Annotated in this window: 18 protein-coding genes, 3 tRNA genes and 1 pseudogene; 7 read left to right on the plus strand and 15 right to left on the minus strand. The window is 55.3% G+C overall.

Translation table 11 applies throughout. From position 1 onward, the window contains the following. Positions 1 to 10: 10 nt before the first annotated feature. Positions 11 to 529: a flavodoxin FldB gene (gene fldB, locus FDP13_RS12945; protein WP_143839605.1), complete on the plus strand. Its 519-nt coding sequence runs from the start codon at positions 11 to 13 to the stop codon at positions 527 to 529. A 106-nt stretch (positions 530 to 635) separates the two neighbouring features. Here fldB and FDP13_RS12950 read toward each other — a convergent pair whose 3' ends face one another. Further along, positions 636 to 1,067, minus strand: coding sequence for a protein YgfX (locus FDP13_RS12950; protein WP_012771087.1), 432 nt, complete (start codon positions 1,065 to 1,067; stop codon positions 636 to 638). Continuing rightward, the gene (gene sdhE, locus FDP13_RS12955) at positions 1,048 to 1,314 is read right to left on the minus strand and encodes an FAD assembly factor SdhE (RefSeq protein WP_027713093.1); all 267 of its coding nucleotides are present in this window, start codon (positions 1,312 to 1,314) and stop codon (positions 1,048 to 1,050) included. The genes FDP13_RS12950 and sdhE overlap by 20 nt, the downstream gene beginning before the upstream one ends. Positions 1,315 to 1,624: 310 nt before the next feature. On the opposite strand from sdhE, the gene ygfZ reads away from it, so the two are divergent. Beyond that, the gene (ygfZ, locus tag FDP13_RS12960; protein ID WP_012771089.1) at positions 1,625 to 2,605 is read left to right on the plus strand and encodes a tRNA-modifying protein YgfZ; all 981 of its coding nucleotides are present in this window, start codon (positions 1,625 to 1,627) and stop codon (positions 2,603 to 2,605) included. A gap of 80 nt (positions 2,606 to 2,685) precedes the next feature. Here ygfZ and FDP13_RS12965 read toward each other — a convergent pair whose 3' ends face one another. Further along, positions 2,686 to 3,336: a hemolysin III family protein gene (locus tag FDP13_RS12965; protein ID WP_012771090.1), complete on the minus strand. Its 651-nt coding sequence runs from the start codon at positions 3,334 to 3,336 to the stop codon at positions 2,686 to 2,688. Positions 3,337 to 3,545: 209 nt separating this feature from the next. Between FDP13_RS12965 and FDP13_RS12970 the strand changes: the two are divergent. Further along, positions 3,546 to 4,155 (plus strand): annotated as a pseudogene (locus tag FDP13_RS12970) (HD family hydrolase). A gap of 64 nt (positions 4,156 to 4,219) precedes the next feature. Here the strand turns inward: FDP13_RS12970 and FDP13_RS12975 are convergent. From FDP13_RS12975 to gcvT, 5 genes are all read right to left on the minus strand, one after another. Next, positions 4,220 to 4,873 carry a hypothetical protein gene (locus FDP13_RS12975; protein ID WP_199886333.1) on the minus strand — a complete coding sequence of 218 codons (654 nt, stop codon included), beginning with the start codon at positions 4,871 to 4,873 and terminating at the stop codon, positions 4,220 to 4,222. 6 nt (positions 4,874 to 4,879) lie between these two features. Further along, the gene (locus FDP13_RS12980; protein WP_199886334.1) at positions 4,880 to 5,536 is read right to left on the minus strand and encodes a LysE family translocator; all 657 of its coding nucleotides are present in this window, start codon (positions 5,534 to 5,536) and stop codon (positions 4,880 to 4,882) included. Between the two features lie 133 nt (positions 5,537 to 5,669). Further along, positions 5,670 to 8,543, minus strand: coding sequence for an aminomethyl-transferring glycine dehydrogenase (gcvP, locus tag FDP13_RS12985; RefSeq protein WP_143839606.1), 2,874 nt, complete (start codon positions 8,541 to 8,543; stop codon positions 5,670 to 5,672). A gap of 169 nt (positions 8,544 to 8,712) precedes the next feature. Beyond that, positions 8,713 to 9,120: a glycine cleavage system protein GcvH gene (gene gcvH / locus FDP13_RS12990; RefSeq protein WP_012771094.1), complete on the minus strand. Its 408-nt coding sequence runs from the start codon at positions 9,118 to 9,120 to the stop codon at positions 8,713 to 8,715. Positions 9,121 to 9,151: 31 nt separating this feature from the next. Further along, positions 9,152 to 10,252: a glycine cleavage system aminomethyltransferase GcvT gene (gene gcvT, locus FDP13_RS12995; protein WP_143839607.1), complete on the minus strand. Its 1,101-nt coding sequence runs from the start codon at positions 10,250 to 10,252 to the stop codon at positions 9,152 to 9,154. A gap of 663 nt (positions 10,253 to 10,915) precedes the next feature. On the opposite strand from gcvT, the gene fucO reads away from it, so the two are divergent. Then, the gene (gene fucO, locus FDP13_RS13000) at positions 10,916 to 12,067 is read left to right on the plus strand and encodes a lactaldehyde reductase (protein WP_012771096.1); all 1,152 of its coding nucleotides are present in this window, start codon (positions 10,916 to 10,918) and stop codon (positions 12,065 to 12,067) included. Between the two features lie 341 nt (positions 12,068 to 12,408). On the opposite strand, the gene alsS is transcribed toward fucO, so the two are convergent. Together alsS and budA are read right to left on the minus strand one after the other, a co-directional pair. Continuing rightward, complete coding sequence (alsS, locus tag FDP13_RS13005; protein WP_012771097.1) at positions 12,409 to 14,088, minus strand: acetolactate synthase AlsS; 1,680 nt, start codon at positions 14,086 to 14,088, stop codon at positions 12,409 to 12,411. A gap of 55 nt (positions 14,089 to 14,143) precedes the next feature. Then, positions 14,144 to 14,932 carry an acetolactate decarboxylase gene (gene budA, locus FDP13_RS13010; protein WP_012771098.1) on the minus strand — a complete coding sequence of 263 codons (789 nt, stop codon included), beginning with the start codon at positions 14,930 to 14,932 and terminating at the stop codon, positions 14,144 to 14,146. Between the two features lie 111 nt (positions 14,933 to 15,043). On the opposite strand from budA, the gene FDP13_RS13015 reads away from it, so the two are divergent. Together FDP13_RS13015 and FDP13_RS13020 are read left to right on the plus strand one after the other, a co-directional pair. Beyond that, on the plus strand, positions 15,044 to 15,937 hold the full coding sequence (locus FDP13_RS13015; RefSeq protein WP_012771099.1) for a LysR family transcriptional regulator: 894 nt from the start codon (positions 15,044 to 15,046) through the stop codon (positions 15,935 to 15,937). 126 nt (positions 15,938 to 16,063) lie between these two features. Beyond that, a complete protein-coding gene (locus FDP13_RS13020) occupies positions 16,064 to 16,360 on the plus strand; it encodes a DUF1435 domain-containing protein (protein WP_012771100.1) in 297 nt (98 codons plus the stop codon). Positions 16,361 to 16,456: 96 nt separating this feature from the next. On the opposite strand, the gene FDP13_RS13025 is transcribed toward FDP13_RS13020, so the two are convergent. From FDP13_RS13025 to FDP13_RS13040, 4 genes are all read right to left on the minus strand, one after another. Then, positions 16,457 to 16,542: transfer RNA gene (locus FDP13_RS13025), tRNA-Leu, on the minus strand. Positions 16,543 to 16,586: 44 nt separating this feature from the next. Further along, positions 16,587 to 16,672 (minus strand) — tRNA-Leu (locus tag FDP13_RS13030). 32 nt (positions 16,673 to 16,704) lie between these two features. Beyond that, positions 16,705 to 16,790, minus strand: a tRNA-Leu gene (locus FDP13_RS13035). 116 nt (positions 16,791 to 16,906) lie between these two features. After that, positions 16,907 to 17,812: a LysR family transcriptional regulator gene (locus tag FDP13_RS13040; protein WP_027713102.1), complete on the minus strand. Its 906-nt coding sequence runs from the start codon at positions 17,810 to 17,812 to the stop codon at positions 16,907 to 16,909. A gap of 113 nt (positions 17,813 to 17,925) precedes the next feature. Between FDP13_RS13040 and FDP13_RS13045 the strand changes: the two genes are divergently transcribed. Next, on the plus strand, positions 17,926 to 18,921 hold the full coding sequence (locus FDP13_RS13045) for an aldo/keto reductase (protein WP_143839608.1): 996 nt from the start codon (positions 17,926 to 17,928) through the stop codon (positions 18,919 to 18,921). Between the two features lie 39 nt (positions 18,922 to 18,960). Here FDP13_RS13045 and rsmC read toward each other — a convergent pair whose 3' ends face one another. After that, on the minus strand, positions 18,961 to 19,989 hold the full coding sequence (gene rsmC, locus FDP13_RS13050) for a 16S rRNA (guanine(1207)-N(2))-methyltransferase RsmC (RefSeq protein ID WP_143839609.1): 1,029 nt from the start codon (positions 19,987 to 19,989) through the stop codon (positions 18,961 to 18,963). Positions 19,990 to 20,100 lie beyond the last annotated feature (111 nt).

The following is a 20,100-nucleotide window of genomic DNA, read 5'->3' on the forward strand; positions in this document are numbered from 1 at the left end:
CAGACAACTTATGAAAATAGGACTTTTTTACGGCACCAGCACCTGCTACACCGAAATGGCGGCGGAGAAAATCCGCGACATTCTGGGCGAGGAGTTGGTTGACCTGCATAACGTGAAAGACGTTGCGCCGCAGGAAATGGAAAACTACGAGATGCTGATTCTTGGCATCCCCACCTGGGACTTCGGTGAAATTCAGGAAGACTGGGAAGCCATCTGGGCACAATTGTCGACGCTGAATCTGAAAGACAAAATCATCGCGCTTTACGGCATGGGCGACCAGTCAGGATACGGTGAATGGTTTCTGGATGCGCTCGGTATGTTGCATGACCAGCTCAAACCGCTTGGCGTGCACTTTATCGGCTACTGGCCGACAACGGGCTACGACTTCACCAGCCCGAAACCACTCACGGAAGACGGTAAGCATTTTGTAGGTTTGGCGCTGGATGAGGTCAATCAGTACGACATGAGTGATGATCGTATCCAGCAATGGTGCGAACAAATCCTGCAAGAAATGGCAGAACGGCTCTGATGACCGGCACGGTACAAATCGTATTGAACGGTCATGCTTGAACGCTAACCGTAGCGATCAGGCGTGGTACAACACGCCTGATTCAGGTGAATCCGGTTCACCGCATTTAATGATGACGGGATGATTCCGTTCCCTGCAACGGATGGTGCTGCAACAGTTGACGCAACAGCCGCCATTCTTCGCTGCCCATGCTGTCTGACGCCAGCCACAGGCGCTGTTGCCCTTTGCCATCCACCGCCCGTAACGACAGTAAGACGCCGTTACGCATGACCCACGGCCGCCGGATAATATGCCAGTCGCGCTGCTGCCAGTGAAGTTGGCTCTCGCCGCGCAGGGAAATCTCTCCCTGACGTGACTTGATAGTGCGCTGGCTACGCACAAAATCAAATACCACCAGCGTCACCAGCCCCAGCCATAGCGGCGCATAACCGTCCGGCCAGGGTGCCAGCAGAATCATCAGCATCAAAAACCCGTGCGTCAGCAGTGAGAACAACTGCATACGCCAGGACACGCGCAAATCACATTGCCACTGGGCCACGATCTTTATTTCGCGTCTGGATGAGGGAAACCATACGTTTCAAACCCGGATCGACCGGCTCGCCATGGTTCATCAACCAATTGAACAAGTCGGGATCGTCACACTGCAGTAAACGAATAAACTGCTGCTTATCGTCATCGCTTAACGTGTCGTAATCATGCTCGAAAAACGGCATGATGGAGATATCCAGCTCGCGCATTCCACGTCTGCACGCCCAGTGAATACGTGCCTTGTTATTGATGTCCATGTTCATGTCGCCCACTTCTCTGTATGGTTATCCGCACCGGTCGATGATGACCGCCGGTATCACGCTATTGTAACTGATGCCCTTCAACCAATAGTAACACTTTGACATATTTTCGCGTATTGCCGTGTGTACTATTTTACCGATGCAGAGCATACCGCACGATTCGCGCCCTTTATCCATGCGCATTGTCATGCCATTGATTTCATCAATGGCTACCGTATGACGGGACACAGCCTAAACTGCTTGCAAACCTTTGTCGCTCTTTTACCATTGGATAATTCGCTCACATTACGCATCGCAGGATTGTAATATGGCTCATCCGTTTACTGCACAACCGTTATTTTCTTCCGCTCAACTCTCCGCCACCCTGATGTCGCTCGATGACTGGGCGCTTGTCACCCTCACCGGGCCGGATACCGTCAAGTACCTTCAGGGTCAACTCACCGCCGACGTGAACGACTTACAAAGCAGTGAGCAGGTACTATGCGCCCACTGCGACGCCAAAGGAAAAATGTGGAGCAGCATACGCCTGTTCCATCATGGCGACGGGTTGGCTTACCTGGAACGCCGCAGCATACGAGATACCCAGGTAACGGAGTTGAAAAAATACGCCGTCTTTTCCAAAACAACCATCGCGGCTGACGACGGCACCATACTACTGGGCGCGGCCGGCCTCAACATCCGGGCCCTGTTGGCCCCGTTGTTCGATGCCCTGCCGGACGCCGGAAACACGGTCGTACATCAACCCGGAGCAACACTGCTGTATTTACCCTCCCCCACCGAGCGCTTTTTGCTGGTGCTGGATGCGCAGCGCGCTGCAACGCTGATTGACGCACTGCAACCACAGGTTGCATTCAATGATAGTCGTCAATGGCTGGCGCTGGATATTGAAGCGGGCCAACCTATTATCGACAGCGCCAATAGCGCACAGTTCATTCCGCAGGCAACCAATTTACAAGCGCTGCAAGGCATTAGCTTCACCAAAGGGTGCTATGCCGGTCAGGAGATGGTCGCCCGCGCCAAATATCGCGGCGCCAATAAACGCGCATTGTACTGGCTGGCTGGCCCCTCGACACAGATGCCCGCTGCCGGCGACGAACTGGAGTTGAAACTCGGTGATAACTGGCGCCGAACCGGCACTGTGCTGGCAGCCTGCCAGTTGCATGACGGCACACTGTGGGTTCAGGCGGTGCTGAATAACGATCTGGAAGCAGACAGCGTACTGCGAGTACGTGACGACGGCAGCAGCCAGCTTGCGATTCAGCCGCTGCCCTATTCTCTCGCAGAATAACCGATGCGGTAGGTAAAAAACCTCAGGGAGCCACAGCTCCCTGAGATTATCAACGTCAACTCACAGCACTCACCGCGCCGTTACCCCACGTACAGGTAAATCGCCAGGAAATGGCATACGCTGCCTCCCAGCACGAACCCGTGCCAGATGGCATGATTGAACGGAATACGCTTGCAGACGTAAAACACCACCCCCAGCGTGTATACCGCCCCGCCTATCGCCAACAGCGTCACACCGCCGACAGACAGCTTCATCGCTAATTGATACACCACAATCAGTGATAGCCACCCCATCACCAGATAGGTGACCAGCGACAACACCTCAAACCGATGAGCAAATGCCAGCTTGAAAATAATCCCCAGCAGCGCCAGGCTCCAGATAGTGATCATCAGTCCGTGCGCCAGCGGCGAATTAAGTCCGACCAGCAAAAAAGGGGTGTATGTTCCGGCAATCAGCAGATAAATAGCGCAGTGATCAAATTTTTTCAGCCAGCGCTTTGCTCGCTGATAGGGAATGGCGTGATACAACGTAGAAGCGAGGAATAATAAAATCAGGCTGCCGCCATACAAACTGTAGCTGGTAATGGCCAGCGATGTGGCGCCGTTATCCACTGCCTGCACCAACAATAACACCAACCCGACAATCCCGAACACACAACCGATTCCATGGCTGATACTGTTGGCGATTTCTTCCGCCAGCGAGTAACCAGACTCCACCACGTTTTTTTTCATGCCGACCTCTTGTCTCATACTTACCCAAACCTCTGCACTAGCGGCATACCTGCCATGCTGAGCAAGCTTTGAGCAGATTAACTGAGAATAATTCCAGTGTACACCTGTACGCTAAAATAAAAATCCGTTACTTTCGAACGACATTCCAACGTGTTCATCTCCCGACGCATCCCCTACAATGGCGTCTCTTTATTACAGGAGGCTAACGGATGTCGCTCGCTTTACCCGTACTGGATTTCGGCCCCATGACCGATGTCGTCCGGTTTCTGATGGAAATCGACAAACTCAAGAGTGTTCAGCGCCGTTCTAAGGTGATCGGCACCGATCGCCAGGAAGATTCTGCGGAGCACAGCTGGCATTTTGCGGTTGCCGTGATGAGCCTGGCGCCTTATGCCGATGACAACATCGACATTACCCGCGTCCTGAAAATGGCGTTGATCCACGATCATTGTGGAGATCGACGCCGGCGACGTGCTGGTATATGACCTCAAAGCACGCGCAGCCATTCAGGAGCAGGAACAAGCCGCCGCCGCACGTATTTTTGGCCTGCTGCCGCCGCCACAACATGACCAGTTCCTGGCGCTATGGCACGAGTATGAAGCCGGAGAAACCGCCGAAGCGCGCTTTGCCTTGATGATCGACCGGGTGATGCCGGTGCTGATGAACCTGCATAACGGCGGTCAAAGCTGGGTGGAGAACGGCATCCGGCTGGAGCAGGTGCTGAGTCGCAACGATTTTATCCGCGACATCAATCCGGCGCTGTGGAGTTACCTGAAACAACATCTGGAAGACGCACAAGCCAAGGGCTGGCTGAAATGATTGAAACAGGGCTCCGGCAAAACAACAGAGAGCCCTGTTTCAGCGTTATCTATAAAAACAATATTCAACTTAGTGTTTTCGTTATTAGCCTTTTTTCCAACTTTTTAATCACTTTTAAAACCATTTCTCTGTTTTTGTAAGATTTTATCCACGCTGGCAATCGACTAAAATAAGATGAATTCATAGTATGGTTTTCTCTTACCCGCGCAGAAACATACCCTTTTAAATGCATTAAATGCTCGGCGCTATAAACCCACACAGTGCCATAGCGCGTATCTTCTTTTAGCGCCAACTCCAAGCCAAAAAATGGATCAATTGCATGATAGGCTGGTTCTGCATATGAAAATGACAGCGTTAATTCATTCAACGAATTACACTTCGAACATTTCGCCTTGGTTGTCGACTTTTTAATAGCTGCATAATTTTTGAAAGATACCGCTTTTGTTACCCACTGATAACCACACTGCCCACATGGGCGACGACTGTGCCCTACTACCGGGCCATGCCACCCATCACGTTCAGTCTTCAATGAATGCCCACAGTATTGACATGAAAATATAGCCCACCGTTCTCTCCAGGATGGATTGCCATTAATCACGCCGGCACTACCACATTTCGGGCAAAGGGCTTCAATTTCAGTGGCCCAATATAAAAGGGGGAATCCTCTATCAACGTATCGCTTAACCATCATCGCACCCTGAAAGGATGTTTCATTCAAATTACATCAGCCCCTTGCCGACATCACCAGCTTCACGCCCAGTGAAATAAACAGCACGCCGATGGTTTTATTCAACCAAAAACGTACCGCCTTGCTGACTTTCAGCGTGCTGCTGGCCATTGCCGTCGATATGGCGAGAAAGTGACACCACAGCATACCGTTGAAATTGAAGATCAATCCCAGAACGATAAAGGCCAGCGCTTTCTGCGGCGCCTGCGGGTCAATAAACTGCGGCACGAACGCCAGAAAAAACAGTGCAACTTTGGGGTTCAGTACATTGGTGAGAAAACCCTGCCAGTAGATTTTCCGCATCGACAGTACGGGACGACTAACAGGCAGACTCTTGTTGTCGCCAGCCGTTGCGCGATGGGCAGATTTATCCAGCAATGCCTGCACACCGATATAGACCAGATAAACGGCTCCCAGTACTTTTACCACCGTAAATGCGGTGGCGGAGGTCGCTAAAATAGCGGATAACCCCAACGCGGCGGCCAGAACATGCACCAGCGTACCAGAACCGATCCCCAGTGCAGCGGCCGACCCGGCCCGCCATCCCTGCGACGCACTCTTCGTCATAATCAGCAAAGAATCCGGCCCCGGCATAATATTGAGCAAAATTCCCGACAGGATAAACAGCGAAAGATCGTGAATCCCCAACATCATCTCTTCACCTTCTCAACACTGCGCTTAAGCGCTCAAGAAAGAAAACACCACTCTACCATGCCGGCCCTGAAAATATGCCGGACAAAAAAACGGGAGGCCCATGCCTCCCGGTTATTCACTGCGCGACTGACGCTTACTGATACTCGCTCATCGGCACACAGGAGCAGAACAGGTTACGGTCGCCGTAGACATCATCCAGACGTTTCACTGCCGGCCAGTACTTGTGAGCCTGCCCGGCCGGGAATACCGCCAGCTCGCGGCTGTACGGGTGCGACCAATCGGCCGCCAGCTCAGTCTGGGTATGCGGCGCGTTCGTCAGCGGATTGTCTTCGTGCGGCCATTCTCCCGCCGCCACGCGGTCGATCTCGTTACGGATCGCCAGCATCGCGTCGATGAAGCGGTCCAGCTCCACTTTACTTTCCGATTCAGTCGGTTCGATCATCAACGTGCCTGCGACCGGGAACGACATGGTCGGCGCATGGAAACCGTAGTCGATCAGACGCTTGGCGATATCCATCTCGCTGATGCCGGTGCTGTCTTTCAGCGGACGAATATCCAGAATGCACTCGTGCGCTACGCGTCCATCGCGGCCGGTGTACAACACCGGGTAGGCGTCTTTCAGGCGCGTCGCCACATAGTTAGCGTTCAAAATCGCCACCTGACTGGCCTGTTTCAGCCCTTGCGCCCCCATCATGCGGATATACATCCAACTGATCGGCAGAATGGAAGCACTGCCGAACGGCGCGGCGGAAACCGCCCCCTGACGCGTCAGCACGCCGTCCATTGCCACCACCTGATGGCCCGGAACAAACGGCGCCAGATGCGCTTTCACGCCGATAGGCCCCATGCCTGGGCCGCCACCGCCGTGAGGAATGCAGAAGGTCTTGTGCAGGTTAAGGTGCGACACGTCCGCACCGATGTAACCCGGCGAGGTAATCCCAACCTGCGCGTTCATGTTGGCGCCGTCCAGATACACCTGGCCGCCGTACTGGTGAACAATCTGGCACACTTCGCGGATGGTTTCTTCATACACGCCGTGGGTAGACGGATACGTCACCATGATGCAGGAGAGTTTATCGCCCGCCTGCTGCGCTTTTTCCCGCAGATCGTGCAGGTCGATGTTCCCCTGCTTGTCGCAGGCCACCACCACCACCTGCATCCCCGCCATCTGGGCGGAAGCCGGGTTGGTGCCGTGGGCGGAGCTCGGGATCAGGCACAGGTTGCGTTCGCCTTCGTTACGGCTTTCGTGATAACGGCGGATCGCCAGCAAACCGGCATATTCCCCCTGCGCACCGGAATTCGGCTGCATACACACGGCGTCGTAGCCGGTCAGTTGCACCAGCCAGTCGGACAACTGTGTAATCAGTTGGCGGTAACCCAGCGCCTGTTCCGGCGGGCAGAACGGGTGCAGCTCGGCAAATTCCGGCCAGGTGATCGGCAGCATTTCCGCCACCGCGTTAAGTTTCATGGTGCAGGAACCGAGCGGGATCATCGCCTGATTCAGCGCCAGATCCTTGCTTTCCAGACGGTGCAGATAACGCATCATCTCGGTTTCGCTGTGGTATTGATTGAATACCGGGTGAGTCAGGATGTCGTCGCTGCGCAGCAACGCCGCCGGGATCGACGCCGACTGCCGGCTGACCGCCGCATCCAGCGTGTCGATATCCAGCCCGTGATCGTCGCCCAACAATACGGCGAACAGCGCCAGCACGTCGTAACGGCTGGTGGTTTCATCCAGCGCGATGCCGACCGCGCCATCGAGATCAGCACGCAGGTTGATACCGGCGCTCAGCGCGCGGTTTAACACCGCCGCCTTATCGGCGACCTCGACGGCCAACGTATCGAACCAGTGCTGATGACGCAGCGTCAGGCCGCGCTGGGTCAACCCGGCCGCCAGAATATCGGTCAAACGGTGGATGCGCCCGGCAATGCGTTTCAACCCCTGCGGCCCGTGATATACCGCGTACATCCCGGCAATGTTGGCCAGCAGCACCTGCGAGGTACAGATATTGGAGTTGGCTTTTTCGCGGCGGATATGCTGTTCGCGGGTCTGCATCGCCATGCGCAACGCCGTGTTGCCGGCGGCATCGCGGGAAACACCGATAATCCGGCCCGGCATGGCGCGTTTGTATTCATCGCGGCAGGCGAAAAACGCCGCGTGCGGGCCGCCGTACCCCATCGGCACGCCAAAACGTTGGGCAGAGCCCAACACAATGTCCGCGCCCTGTTTGCCGGGTGCCGCCAGCAGTACCAGCGCCATCATGTCCGACACCACGCTGATGATCACCTTCCGGCTTTTCAGCTCGGCCATCAGCGCACGATAGTCGTGCAACTCACCGGTGGTGCCTGTCTGTTGCAGCAATACGCCGAACACGTCGTCATATTTCACCGCATCGGCGGCATTGCCGGTGACAATCTCGAAACCGAAGGTCAGTGCGCGGGTGCGCACCACATCCAGCGTCTGCGGATGAACATCATCGGCAACAAAGAAACGATTGGCCTGCTTGAGCTTACTGACGCGTTTCGCCATCGCCATTGCTTCTGCGGCGGCGGTCGCCTCATCCAGCAGCGAAGCGGAAGCCAGCTCCAGACCGGTTAAATCCTGCGTCACTTGCTGGAAATTCAGCAATGCTTCCAGACGCCCCTGCGACACCTCCGGCTGGTACGGCGTATACGCGGTATACCAGCCCGGATTCTCCAGCACGTTGCGCAAAATCACCGGCGGCGTCAGCACCGCGTGATACCCCATGCCGATATAACTTTTATAACGCTGATTGCGGCCGGCGATGGCCTTCAATTCAGCCAATGCCTGAGACTCGGTGGTGGCGTCGCCCACCGCTGGCGGCTGAGGTAACTGGATATCGGCGGGTACGATGTGACGGATAAGTTCGTCCAGCGAATCTGCGCCAATGGCGGCCAGCATCTGCTGTTGCTGAGTAGCCGACGGGCCGATGTGGCGCTCGGTGAACGCACTGCCGTGTTCGAGTTGACTGAGAGTCTGGGTCATGTGGGGGAATTTCCTGCATTTGGCACAATGATGTGCAGCGCAATTAACTAATTCATAAAACAAGCAAATCATTCAGAAAAACAAGCAAACCATTCACAAAACAAACCAATCGCAAAACCAAGCGGACCATAAAAACGCCCCGTTGCGGCAAGCAAACGGGGCGTCAGGCTTATTCTTCTTCGTCGCTGTCTTCTTCTTCCAGCAGTGCCTGATAGCCAGCGGCATCAAGCAATTCGTTCAGTTCGGCTTCGTCAGAGGCTTTGATGCGGAACAACCAGCCTTCGGCGTAAGGCGCGCTATTTACCAGCTCCGGCGCACCTTCCAGCTCTTCGTTGATTTCCACGATTTCACCGCTGATCGGCGCGTAAATATCAGACGCCGCCTTGACGGATTCCGCCACCGCGCAATCGTCGCCGGCGTTTACCGTACTGCCAACCTCCGGCAGATCGACAAACACCATATCACCCAGCAACTCCTGCGCATGTTCGGTAATACCTACGCTGTACACGCCATTGCCTTCCGCCATCACCCACTCATGGGATGAGGTATATTTCAGTTCTGCCGGAACATTGCTCATTGCCACCTTCTCCTTCCATTAATGCCAAAAATTAAAACTGAACCAGCGCTTTGCCGGCGCGGACGAAATTCGGTTTGGTCACGTGCACCGGCATCTCACGATTGCGAATCTGCACGATTGCCTGCTCGCCGATACCGGCGGGAACACGGGCCAGCGCAATGCTGACGCCCAGCGTAGGCGAAAACGACCCGCTGGTGATCACCCCTTCCTGCATGACGCCATGATTATCGGTAAAGCGGACCGGTTGACCGTGACGCAGCACGCCTTTTTCAGTCATCACTAAACCGACCAACTGTTCAGTGCCTTCCGCCTGCTGGCGTTCCAGCGCCTCACGACCGATGAACTGACGGTCTTCCGGCCGCCAGACAATAGTCCAGCCCATGTTGGCCGCCAGCGGAGAGACGGTTTCATCCATGTCCTGACCGTACAGGTTCATGCCCGCTTCCAGACGCAACGTGTCACGCGCACCCAGCCCACAGGGTTTTACACCGACGGACAGCAGTTGTTGCCAGAAGCCGACCGCCTGTTCCTGTGGTAACGCAATCTCATAGCCTGCTTCGCCAGTATAGCCAGTGGTGGCGATAAAGAGGTCGTCGGCCTGCACGCCGAAGAAAGGTTTCATGCCCGCCACGATGTCACGTTGGGCATCGCTCAGCAGACTACGCACCTTTTCCTGCGCCTGCGGCCCTTGCACGGCTATCAACGACAGATCTTCGCGTTCGGTGATAGCCACCATGAACGGTTTGGCATGTTCGGTAATCCACGCCAGATCTTTTTCACGCGTGGCGGAATTCACCACCAGCCGGAAATAGTCTTCGGTCTGGAAATAGACGATCAGATCGTCGATCACGCCGGCCGACGGCGTCAGCATCGCGGTATAGAGCGCTTTGCCAGGCTGGGTTAATTTGGCGACATCATTCGCCAGCAGGTAACGCAAAAATTCGCGGACACGGGCGCCGCGCAAATCCACGATAGTCATGTGCGACACATCGAACATGCCGGCGCTGCTGCGTACGATGTGATGTTCATCCAGTTGGGAGCCGTAATGCAGCGGCATCATCCAGCCATGAAAGTCCACCATTTTGGCGCCATCGGCCAGATGCTGTTCATACAACGGGGTGTGGTTTGCCATTCTTTTCTCTCTACGTTAGCCGCGCGTTGTGATGCCAGGCTCCACGACGCAAACGTTTATCCTGCCGTTGAACTTACCACCGAAGCGCGCGTTCCACCACTCCTATAGCCATAAGTTTATCTATATAAAAAATCTGTTTTACCTCCATCAAACCCTCTCGACTACAAGAATATAAAACCAATAAATTTAAAAAATTAAAGATTAAAATCCATTAAATAAAAAATAATAAGTATCTTTATGCAAAAATAAATGAATACCTGGCGTGATGCCAAAACACTCTCCGCCACATTGAATTAGATAAAGTAATGCGAAAAAGGCTTAAAATTAGATTATTTCAGGTCACCCGGCATTCGTCTTTGATTGTTTTCACCAGTCGATTTTGTGATCGCCATTCAGGATATCTTCCCGACAACGACAATACACCGTGATTGATGGCAGCAATGGGAAGGCGGTTCGCCACGACAGGTTTCACACTGGCGGCATCGGCAGGCTATCCATCAGACAACGATTTGATTTTTATCAATCAAGCGCGAGCTTTCACCACCGCCCGCAACAGGCGGAACTAGATTGATTATTGACCTTACCGCTGCCGGCCAGGCAGCGAAAAATGGATAGCGGACAAGCCACCATAATTAAAAATCAATATGTTAAGGAGAGTGCATCGTGACGCACAGAATGATACTGAATGAAACGTCCTACTTTGGCAGCGGCGCCATCGCCCATTTAACAGCAGAGGTGCAACGGCGCGGTTTCCGCAAAGCGCTGGTGGTGACGGACAAAGAGCTGGTGAAATACGGCGTCGCCGGTAACGTGACCGCCCTGCTGGATAACGCCGGGCTGCCTTATGAGGTGTATGACGGCGTGATCCCCAATCCGACTATCGCCGTCGTCCAGCATGGGGTCGAGCGTTTTCAGGCCTCCGGCGCTGATTATCTGATAGCTATCGGCGGCGGTTCCCCGCAGGATACCTGTAAAGCCATCGGTATTATTATCAACAACCCGGAATTCGCGGATGTACGTAGTCTGGAAGGGGTGGCCGCCACCCGTAAACCCAGTGTGCCTATCTTCGCGATACCGACAACCTCCGGCACCGCCGCCGAAGTGACCATCAATTATGTCATCACCGATGAAGAGAAACGGCGTAAATTCGTCTGCGTCGATCCGCACGATATTCCGATTGTGTCGTTTATCGACGCGGACATGATGCGCAGTATGCCGGCATCGCTCAAAGCCGCTACCGGCATCGACGCGCTGACCCACGCTATCGAAGGGTTCACCACCCAAGGCGCCTGGGAACTGACCGACATGCTGCACCTGAAAGCCATCGAAATCATCAGCCGTTCGCTGCGTGATTCCGTTGCCGGGAAAGCGCAGGGCGTAGAAGACATGGCGCTGGGGCAATACATCGCCGGTATGGGTTTTTCCAACGTCGGGCTGGGGCTGGTGCACGGCATGGCGCACCCGCTGGGCGCGTTTTATAACACTCCACATGGCGTCGCCAACGCCATTCTGCTGCCGCATATCATGGCCTGGAATGCGGAGTATACCGGTGAAAAATTCCGTGCCATCGCCGTTGCCATGGGGGTGAAAGGCGCAGACGACATGCCGCTGGCGCAGGTGCGGGAAGCGGCGATTCAGGCGGTACGGCAGTTGGCGCAGGATGTGGATATCCCGGTGCAATTGCGCCAGGTCGGCGTCAAAGAACAGGATATTCCGGCACTGGCGCAGGCGGCATTTGACGATGTCTGCACCGGTGGCAATCCGCGCCCGGCAACGGTGAAGGAAATTGAAGCGCTGTATCACGCGATCTACTGATTGCTGACCGCGCAGCGACGGTTTGACTGCCAACCGTTTTGCGGATAACGCGATCACACGCAACACAGTTGCACGCGGAGCATAGCGGGATGCGGCAAAAAACGCGCGTCCTGCCAATATCGGACTGTTTATCCTGCCGCGCAGTATACGCGGCAGGTCAGCCAAGCCCCTCCATGTCATAGGAGCTTCAGGACGCGTGGAGCAACAGGTGCCCATCTGGTGCCTCAAAATACACCGGGCATCATGGGCGAACAGCGCTCTAAAAGGCTGCAAAGCCTTGCAGCAGGTAGGATTAGTACCAGCAGGTAAGATGAGTCCTGAACCGCGGGCGATATCGCGCCCTAGATCAGGTGGCTGATATTGACGTTCTCCATCAGGTAATGGTTGTCGGAATAATCCACCGGAATCGCAATCACCGCCGGTCCATCGACATCCATCGCCTGCCAGAGCTTCGGCACCAGCTCGGCGGCGGATTCAACGGCGAAACCTTTAGCGCCGAACGCTTCCGCATAGGCTTTGAAATCGATGGGGCCGAACTTGACGCCGGAAGAGCGGCGATACTTCTTCTCTTCCTGAATTTCCACCATGTTGTAGGCGTTATCTACCCAGATAATGTGCAGAATGTTCGATTTCAGCCGCACCGCCGTTTCCAGCTCCATGCTGGACTGCATGAAACCGCCATCCCCGGATACCGACACGACCTTCTGTTTCGGGTTGACCAACGCCGCGGCGATCGCCCACGGCAGCGCAACCCCCATGGTCTGCTGTCCGTTAGTCATCAGTATCTGACGGGCTCGGAAGCTATAAAGATAACGCGCCAGCCAGATATGAAAGCTGCCCATATCCACGCACAAGGTCACGTCTTTATTGACCAGATCCTGCATCACCCGCACCAGGCGCAACGGATGGATAGCAAAGCCATCCATGTTGATGGCACGGGTCGCTAATTGGTGGCGCAACTGGCTGCGCTCTTCCAGAATCGCGGCCGCCTGAGGAGACAACACAATCGGCGAACTCAGTTGCTCGTTGAGCATATCGACGGTAATGCTGATATCGCCGACCAGTTCCACATCCGGGCGGTAGGCGCTTTCCACTTCAGCGGGCAGCACATCAATGTGCACCAGCGTCGCCTTACCGGAATTCCACAGCGCCGGGGCGTACTCCACCGGGCTATAACCGACCGTGACGATAAGGTCCGCCTGTTGTAACAGTTTGTCGCCGGCCTGATTGTTGAACAACCCGACCCGGCCGGCAAAGTGATCAAAATGCTGTTGATCGATAACCCCAGCGGCCTGATAGGTGCTGGTCACCGGCAAGCCGCTATGATGCAGTAACCGACGCAGCGCCTGCGCGTTTTTCGGCTGGCTGGCCATCAACCCCAGCAGCAATATCGGGTTTTTCGCGTTTTTGATAAGCCCGGCCACATGTTCGACATCCCGTAGCGGCGCGCTATTGAGGGTCGGCAGCGAAGTACGCGCCAGAATCGGGCTGTCTGCCGGTTCGTTGACAATATCTTCCGGCAGGCTGATGAATGCGGCGCCCGGCCGGCCAAACTCGGCGGCGCGAAAGGCGTTGGCCATCACTTCTGAAATCGCGGACGACACGGTGATTTCCGCGCTGTACTTGGTCACCGGTTGAAACAGGCTAACGGTATCCAGGCTTTGGTGGGTCAGTTTCAGGCGGTCGGCACGTTTCACCGCGCCCCCCAGCGCCACCATCGGGTCGCCTTCTGCCGTTGCGGTAGCCAAACCGGTCACCAGGTTCGAACAGCCAGGCCCCGATGTCACCAGCGTCACACCAGCTTTACCGGTCAGGCGACCGACGGCCGCCGCCATAAACGCGCCGTTGGCTTCATGCCTGACGGGAATGGTCTGGATCGACGAATCCACCAGTGAATCAAACACGCGATCGACTTTTGCACCAGGAATGCCGAAGACATAGTTGACGCCTTGCTGCTCAAGATGTTTTACGATCAGTTCAGCACCACTAGACCAATGCTGTTGACCATCCATATTTTCCATAATGTTTATCCTCTGCATAACAGTGTGCTTGTGCTTTCAGTACCTGCTCGATGCCTCAACTCTCCACGGAGTGAATCACGCTATCGAGATCTTCAGGGGATAAATTGGCTTTCAGGAAATCCCTGTCACGGGGAAGATCGATAACCAGTTTGGCGATGGAGCCAAACGTCAGCACGCCTTCTTCCAATTGATAATCAAGGATATGCCCACCACCTTTACGATCCTCGGTGATGAAGTGCTCGTGATAACCAGCCACATTAATCCCCTGAACATAGGCAGGACTACGGAAACCGACCACGCTGCCCGGACACTGTTCGAAACGGAACGTGGGTTGTTGGGCAATCGCTTCCAGCATCGGTTTATAAGGACGTTCCTGGCGAGGTACCGTACGGGTTTCGACATGGCTAAATCGGCCATCTATCCGCAGGGCACAAAACAGATTATCTGTTGCAATCAACTCATCAATGCGCCGATGAATCGCTTCACGGTCGGTCGCTTGTCCAAAATGGATCTGCTCCGTCGGCCGGAAAAACGTCATCACCGCGAAGGGCGTTTTTTGGTATGGCAGCGCCGCACGCGCACTGCCGTCTTCACGGAGTTGGAAGATGCGGCTATTCAGCGCGACCAGTTCACCGTCAAGATTATTAAACGTTCCTAATCCAAAATCGCCATGTTTAAGAAGCTCTTCCATCGTGACGTGACCTTCGTAAACGCCATTAATAAGGCCGCTCATTAATGACGTTTGATAAATAACGCACTCTGGATGCTGTTGTTGATGATGAAGTGCAAAGCTGGTCAGTTCCCTGACACAGGGGTCGACACAGTTAACATCTTTCATATCCATCCCCTTCCGACGATGATCAACTTAAATTTATTTAATGTTTCACTTGAATATTGACCTTCGTCACACCAAAGTTCCAATACAGAAATGTGGCTGTTTGGAGATCGAAAATATATGGAGTTACGTTACCTGCGCTATTTTGTCGCAGTGGCCTCAACCCGGCACTTCACCCGTGCAGCAGAAATACTGGGCATCTCGCAACCGCCGTTAAGCCAGCAAATTCAGAAGCTTGAACGGGAAATCGGCACGCCGCTGTTCAAACGGCTGACCCGTGGCGTAGAGATGACGGAAGCCGGCGAAGCGCTGTATCAGGACGCCAGCCATATTCTGGAACTGGCCGATTCGGCCGTAGAAAGGGTGCGCAGCATCGCCCGCGGTGAAAGCGGCGTGATCAACGTCGGCTTTTCCTGCGCGGTCACCTTCCACCCGGCGGTGCTGACGCTGCTGCGCCGCTATCGGCAGCAGTATCCCAATGTCCGGCTACAGCCGCGTGAAGAACATATTCATGAAATTCTGGAGAGCCTGCGTAACCGCACCACGGATATCGCGTTTGTGCGGCTGCCTGGCGACATCGGCGATGAGTTTGAAGGCGAATTACTGGCGGACGAGCCGATGCGGCTGGTGCTGCCGGAACATCACCCATTCGGCGATCAAACACAAATCAATCTTGGGCAGTTGCGGCATGAACCCTTGATCATTTTCCCGCGGGAACTGTGCCCCAGCCTGCACGACCTGATTGTCCGCGCCTGCTACCTGTCGGGTTACCAACCGAAAATCAATCCGTTGGCGCCGCACCTCACCGCCACCATCAGTATGGTGGCGTCGGGTTTTGGCGTGACCTTTGTTCCTGAATCGTTGAGCAGCATCCAGACCGGTAATGTGACGTATCACGATACCAACACGCCGCACCTCACCACGCAGATTGCCGTCATCTGGCGTAAGCATGACCGCTCCGCCACGCTGCTCAATATGTTGCAGCTGGTACGCCACTATCTGCACCACGCCTGATTGCCGCCGGCATACCAAACCTGCCGTCGTTAAACGGCAGGTCATCGAAAAATCACACGACATCGGTTGTATAGCCGAAAATCTGATATATGATATTAGTTATCATTATCAATAAAAGAGGCCACCATGCTGACTGCCATGATCGCCGCCTGCGGGCTATGGGGAATAAGCTGGTATTTTGGCAAACGCTTATCCAGTGCCTGGGGCGTACTGCTACCGGCAACGCTGTTGCCGCTGCTGGCCCTGCCGGAACTGAATCTCACCCATCTGAAATACATCTGTGCACTGGCGATGCTGCTCACATTAAGCATGTTGTTTCACCGCCGTATGCGCCACTATCTGCTGCTGCCGTCCTGCATTGCGCTGGCAGGCGGCCTGGCGGCGCTGTCGCTCACGCTCAGAGGGTGGCAACACTGGCCCTGAAGCAGACTGATATTCAGAAATATTAGAGAAAACAGATGGTTGATATCGTTATTGAGGAGTATTGCTGTGCTGGAACAAAGAAGAAAATAAGGAGAGTGGTGCGAAGAGAGGGACTTGAACCCTCACGTCCTAAGGACACTAACACCTGAAGCTAGCGCGTCTACCAATTCCGCCACCTTCGCACTGTGTACGACGATTTACTGCAATGTATTGATTTGCATCCCAGTGGTGCGAAGAGAGGGACTTGAACCCTCACGTCCTGAGGACACTAACACCTGAAGCTAGCGCGTCTACCAATTCCGCCACCTTCGCAGGTACTGTGAAATACAAATCTGTGGTGAGTTTGGTGCGAAGAGAGGGACTTGAACCCTCACGTCCTAAGGACACTAACACCTGAAGCTAGCGCGTCTACCAATTCCGCCACCTTCGCAAACCAAGCAACATTACGTCACATAATGTCACCACGGAGGCGCATTCTAGAGGTTTTGCCATCAACGTCAATGATTATTTCCATACCGTTGCCGTATTTGCTGTAAAAATCAGCACTCAGACAAACGGCGCCTGATGAAAGCACTGCGCAAGCCACTCGATAACCACCCGAATACGCGGCGCCAGAAAGCGCCCGGAGGGATACATCACATACAGCGGCATATCGGGCGGCGGCAACTGCGGCAGGATTTCCACCAGTTCTCCGCTCGCCAGCAACGACGACGTCAGGCCGTAACGCGGCGCCTGAATAATCCCCATGCCGGCCTGACAGGCGGCGATATAGGCGTCGGCGCCGTTGATTTCCACCAGGCTTGGTAACGAGCGGGTGATCAATTGCCCTTGCTGCATAAATTCCAGCGGGTAGCGCTGCGATGTGCGCAGCGAAAAATAGCTCACCATACGGTGCGACGTCAGCGCTTCCAGCGAGTCAGGTACGCCAAATTCCGCACAGTAGGCGGCCGAAGCACAGGTAACCTGCGGTAAAGACGGTAACGAGCGCGCCACCAGCGAATCATCCTCCACCTGCCAGGCACGCAGTACGCAGTCCACGCCTTCGCGCAGTACATTAATCGCGGCATCGTTGGCGCTCAGCACCAGCGAAATCTGCGGATAGCGGCGGTAAAACGCGGGCAACGACGGGATCACCACCTGCCGCGCCAGCGAGTGCGGCATGTCGATTCGCACACGGCCGCTGGGCTGCTGGCGCTGATGGGAAAACAGCGCGTCGGTCTCATCGATCTCCGCCAACAACTGCACACAGCGCTGGTAATACAACAAGCCTTCGTCCGTTACCTGCACCTGGCGGGTGGTGCGTTGCAACAGGCGCACGCCCAGCCGCAGCTCCAGCCGTTTCAGCGTCTGGCTGACGGTGGCGCGCGGCAGCCCCAGCTTTTCCGCCGCCCGGCTGAAACTTTCCGTCTCCACGATGCGCACGAATACCCGCATGGCCTGAACCTGATCCATCCCCGGCTCCATTGTTTGTATTTTACAAACAGTGTTGCATAAAACCGCGAATTTATCTTTTTAACTCAAACAACCACACTGCATAGACGAAGCGAACAACACGGAGCAACAACATGCAACAGCGAAAACTCGGCCCGCAGGGGCCAACGGTCTCAGCCATTGGCCTCGGCTGTATGGGGATGAGCGATTTCTATTCCACCGGGCAGGATGAAAGTGAAGCCATCGCCACGCTGCACCGGGCGCTGGAACTGGGCGTGACCTTGCTGGATACCGCCGATATGTACGGCCCGCATACCAATGAAGAACTGGTAGGAAAAGCGATTAAAGGCAAACGGGAACAGGTGTTTCTGGCTACCAAATTCGGCATTCTGCGCGACCCGGCCAACCCGGCGCTACGCGGTGTCTGCGGCCGACCGGAGTACATTCGTCAGGCGGTCGAAGGTAGCCTGAAGCGCCTGGGTGTTGATGTTATCGATCTCTACTACCAGCACCGTATCGACCCGGCCGTACCGATTGAAGACAGCGTCGGCGCGCTGGCTGATTTGGTGAAAGCGGGCAAGATTCGGTATATCGGCCTGAGCGAGGCGTCTGCCGCCACACTGGAGCACGCGTACCGCGTTCATCCCATCACCGCGTTGCAAAGCGAATACTCCTTGTGGACGCGCGACGTGGAAGCGGAGATCCTCCCCACCTGTCGCCGTCTGGGTATCGGTTTTGTGCCTTATAGCCCGCTGGGTCGCGGCTTCCTGACCGGCGCCATCAAACAGCCGAGCGATCTGGCCGCAGACGATTTCCGACGCGGCAACCCGCGATTTAGCGACGAAAATTTCGCTAAAAACCGGCAACTGGTGGATAAAATCACGCAACTGGCGCGGGAAAAAGCGGTCACGCCATCGCAATTGGCATTAGCCTGGGTGATGGCGCAGGGCGAACATATCGTGCCTATTCCCGGCACCAAACGTCGTCGCTATCTGGAAGAAAATGTCGGCGCGCCGTCAGTATCATTGACGCCGCGTGAGCTGGATGAGATCAACGCCATCTTCCCACCGCAGGCAGCCGCCGGCGAGCGCTATGGCCGGGAAGGAATGGCGACGCTCGATAACGCCTGAACGTCGCATGACGCCCGGCAAAAACGCCGGGCGGCTTAGTTAGCGTTTTTTATTACGACGCAGCACCGCGCGATACACGCGGAAACGACCGGTCTGGGCGAGAACTTCGTGGCTGCCGAAGGTCTCGTCCAGCAGCGCCGGGTACGGCAGAAAGGCGTTGGCGACGATGCGCAGTTCACCTTCCATGTTGAGGTGGGCAGCCGCACCGCGAATCATCATTTCCGCCGCATGTAGGCTGGTTTGCATACCGTCGTGGAACGGCGGGTTAGAGATAATCAAATCAAAGCGCCCCTGAATATCAGAGTAAACGTTGCTGGCAATCACCTGTCCTTCCAGCTCATTCGCCGCCAGCGTCGCCCGGCTGGCTTCCAGCGCAGCCGCGCCGACATCACTCAGCGTCAGGCGGATTTTCGGCGATAGCCGGGCAAACGACGCCGCCAACACCCCGGCGCCGCAGGCAAGATCGAGCACTTTACCTTTACGATGCGGCTCCAGCGTCGAAAGCAGCAACTGGCTGCCGACATCCAGACCATCACGGCTGAATACCCCCGGCAGCGTACAAACCGTTGCACCATTTACATCATATTCCTGCCACCAATCCTCCAGTGCAAACGCGGAGGGCGCATCCAGACGGCCGTGATACAAACCGCAGCGACGCGCGCTGTCTATCTTATTGATGGCGGCGATCGGCTCCAGAATCCCCTCGGCGCTGCGCACACCGCTGCGGTTCTCGCCGACGACAAAAATCTCACAGCCGACCGGCAGCAGCGACAGCAGATTAGACAGTTGGAACTGCGCTTCCTGCTTGCTCTTCGGCCAGTAGTAAATCAGGGTGTCACACCCGGCCACCATTTCCGCCTGCGCCAGCAACGAAAAATGCGCGTTGTCGCCCAATACAGGCTGCAACTGCTGCCAGTGATGATATTGCGTGGTGTGCACGGTCACCGAAGCCGCCTCAAAATGTGCGGGCAGCGTATCCTGCAAATCACCGGCAAACAGTACCCGGCGGGCAACAAATTCATCACTATGGCGCAGTATCACTTCACTGGCGGGGGTTAATGCTGACATCAGGTCTGGCTCCTCAATAAACTGAGCGGGGATTATAGTGGTTTGTTGGCGCAGGTTCAGCGATTTGTTAGCATAGCGCCGCACTATCGTGCACCGTTATCATCATGATCA

Origin of the sequence: Dickeya sp. ws52 (assembly GCF_007210685.1) — a bacterium.
Taxonomy (GTDB): domain Bacteria; phylum Pseudomonadota; class Gammaproteobacteria; order Enterobacterales; family Enterobacteriaceae; genus Dickeya; species Dickeya chrysanthemi.

Bases quoted from the DNA above. Each gene is read 5' to 3' on its own strand.
- sdhE (WP_027713093.1), bottom strand. From the start codon at position 1,314: ATGGACATCAATAACAAGGCACGTATTCACTGGGCGTGCAGACGTGGA.
- FDP13_RS13020 (WP_012771100.1), top strand. From the start codon at position 16,064: ATGCTGACTGCCATGATCGCCGCCTGCGGGCTATGGGGAATAAGCTGG.
- alsS (WP_012771097.1), bottom strand. From the start codon at position 14,088: ATGGAAAATATGGATGGTCAACAGCATTGGTCTAGTGGTGCTGAACTG.
- budA (WP_012771098.1), bottom strand. From the start codon at position 14,932: ATGGATATGAAAGATGTTAACTGTGTCGACCCCTGTGTCAGGGAACTG.
- ygfZ (WP_012771089.1), top strand. From the start codon at position 1,625: ATGGCTCATCCGTTTACTGCACAACCGTTATTTTCTTCCGCTCAACTC.
- FDP13_RS12980 (WP_199886334.1), bottom strand. From the start codon at position 5,536: ATGATGTTGGGGATTCACGATCTTTCGCTGTTTATCCTGTCGGGAATT.
- FDP13_RS13040 (WP_027713102.1), bottom strand. From the start codon at position 17,812: ATGGATCAGGTTCAGGCCATGCGGGTATTCGTGCGCATCGTGGAGACG.
- fldB (WP_143839605.1), top strand. From the start codon at position 11: ATGAAAATAGGACTTTTTTACGGCACCAGCACCTGCTACACCGAAATG.
- FDP13_RS13015 (WP_012771099.1), top strand. From the start codon at position 15,044: ATGGAGTTACGTTACCTGCGCTATTTTGTCGCAGTGGCCTCAACCCGG.
- FDP13_RS13045 (WP_143839608.1), top strand. From the start codon at position 17,926: ATGCAACAGCGAAAACTCGGCCCGCAGGGGCCAACGGTCTCAGCCATT.
- FDP13_RS12965 (WP_012771090.1), bottom strand. From the start codon at position 3,336: ATGAAAAAAAACGTGGTGGAGTCTGGTTACTCGCTGGCGGAAGAAATC.
- gcvP (WP_143839606.1), bottom strand. From the start codon at position 8,543: ATGACCCAGACTCTCAGTCAACTCGAACACGGCAGTGCGTTCACCGAG.
- gcvT (WP_143839607.1), bottom strand. From the start codon at position 10,252: ATGGCAAACCACACCCCGTTGTATGAACAGCATCTGGCCGATGGCGCC.
- gcvH (WP_012771094.1), bottom strand. From the start codon at position 9,120: ATGAGCAATGTTCCGGCAGAACTGAAATATACCTCATCCCATGAGTGG.
- rsmC (WP_143839609.1), bottom strand. From the start codon at position 19,989: ATGTCAGCATTAACCCCCGCCAGTGAAGTGATACTGCGCCATAGTGAT.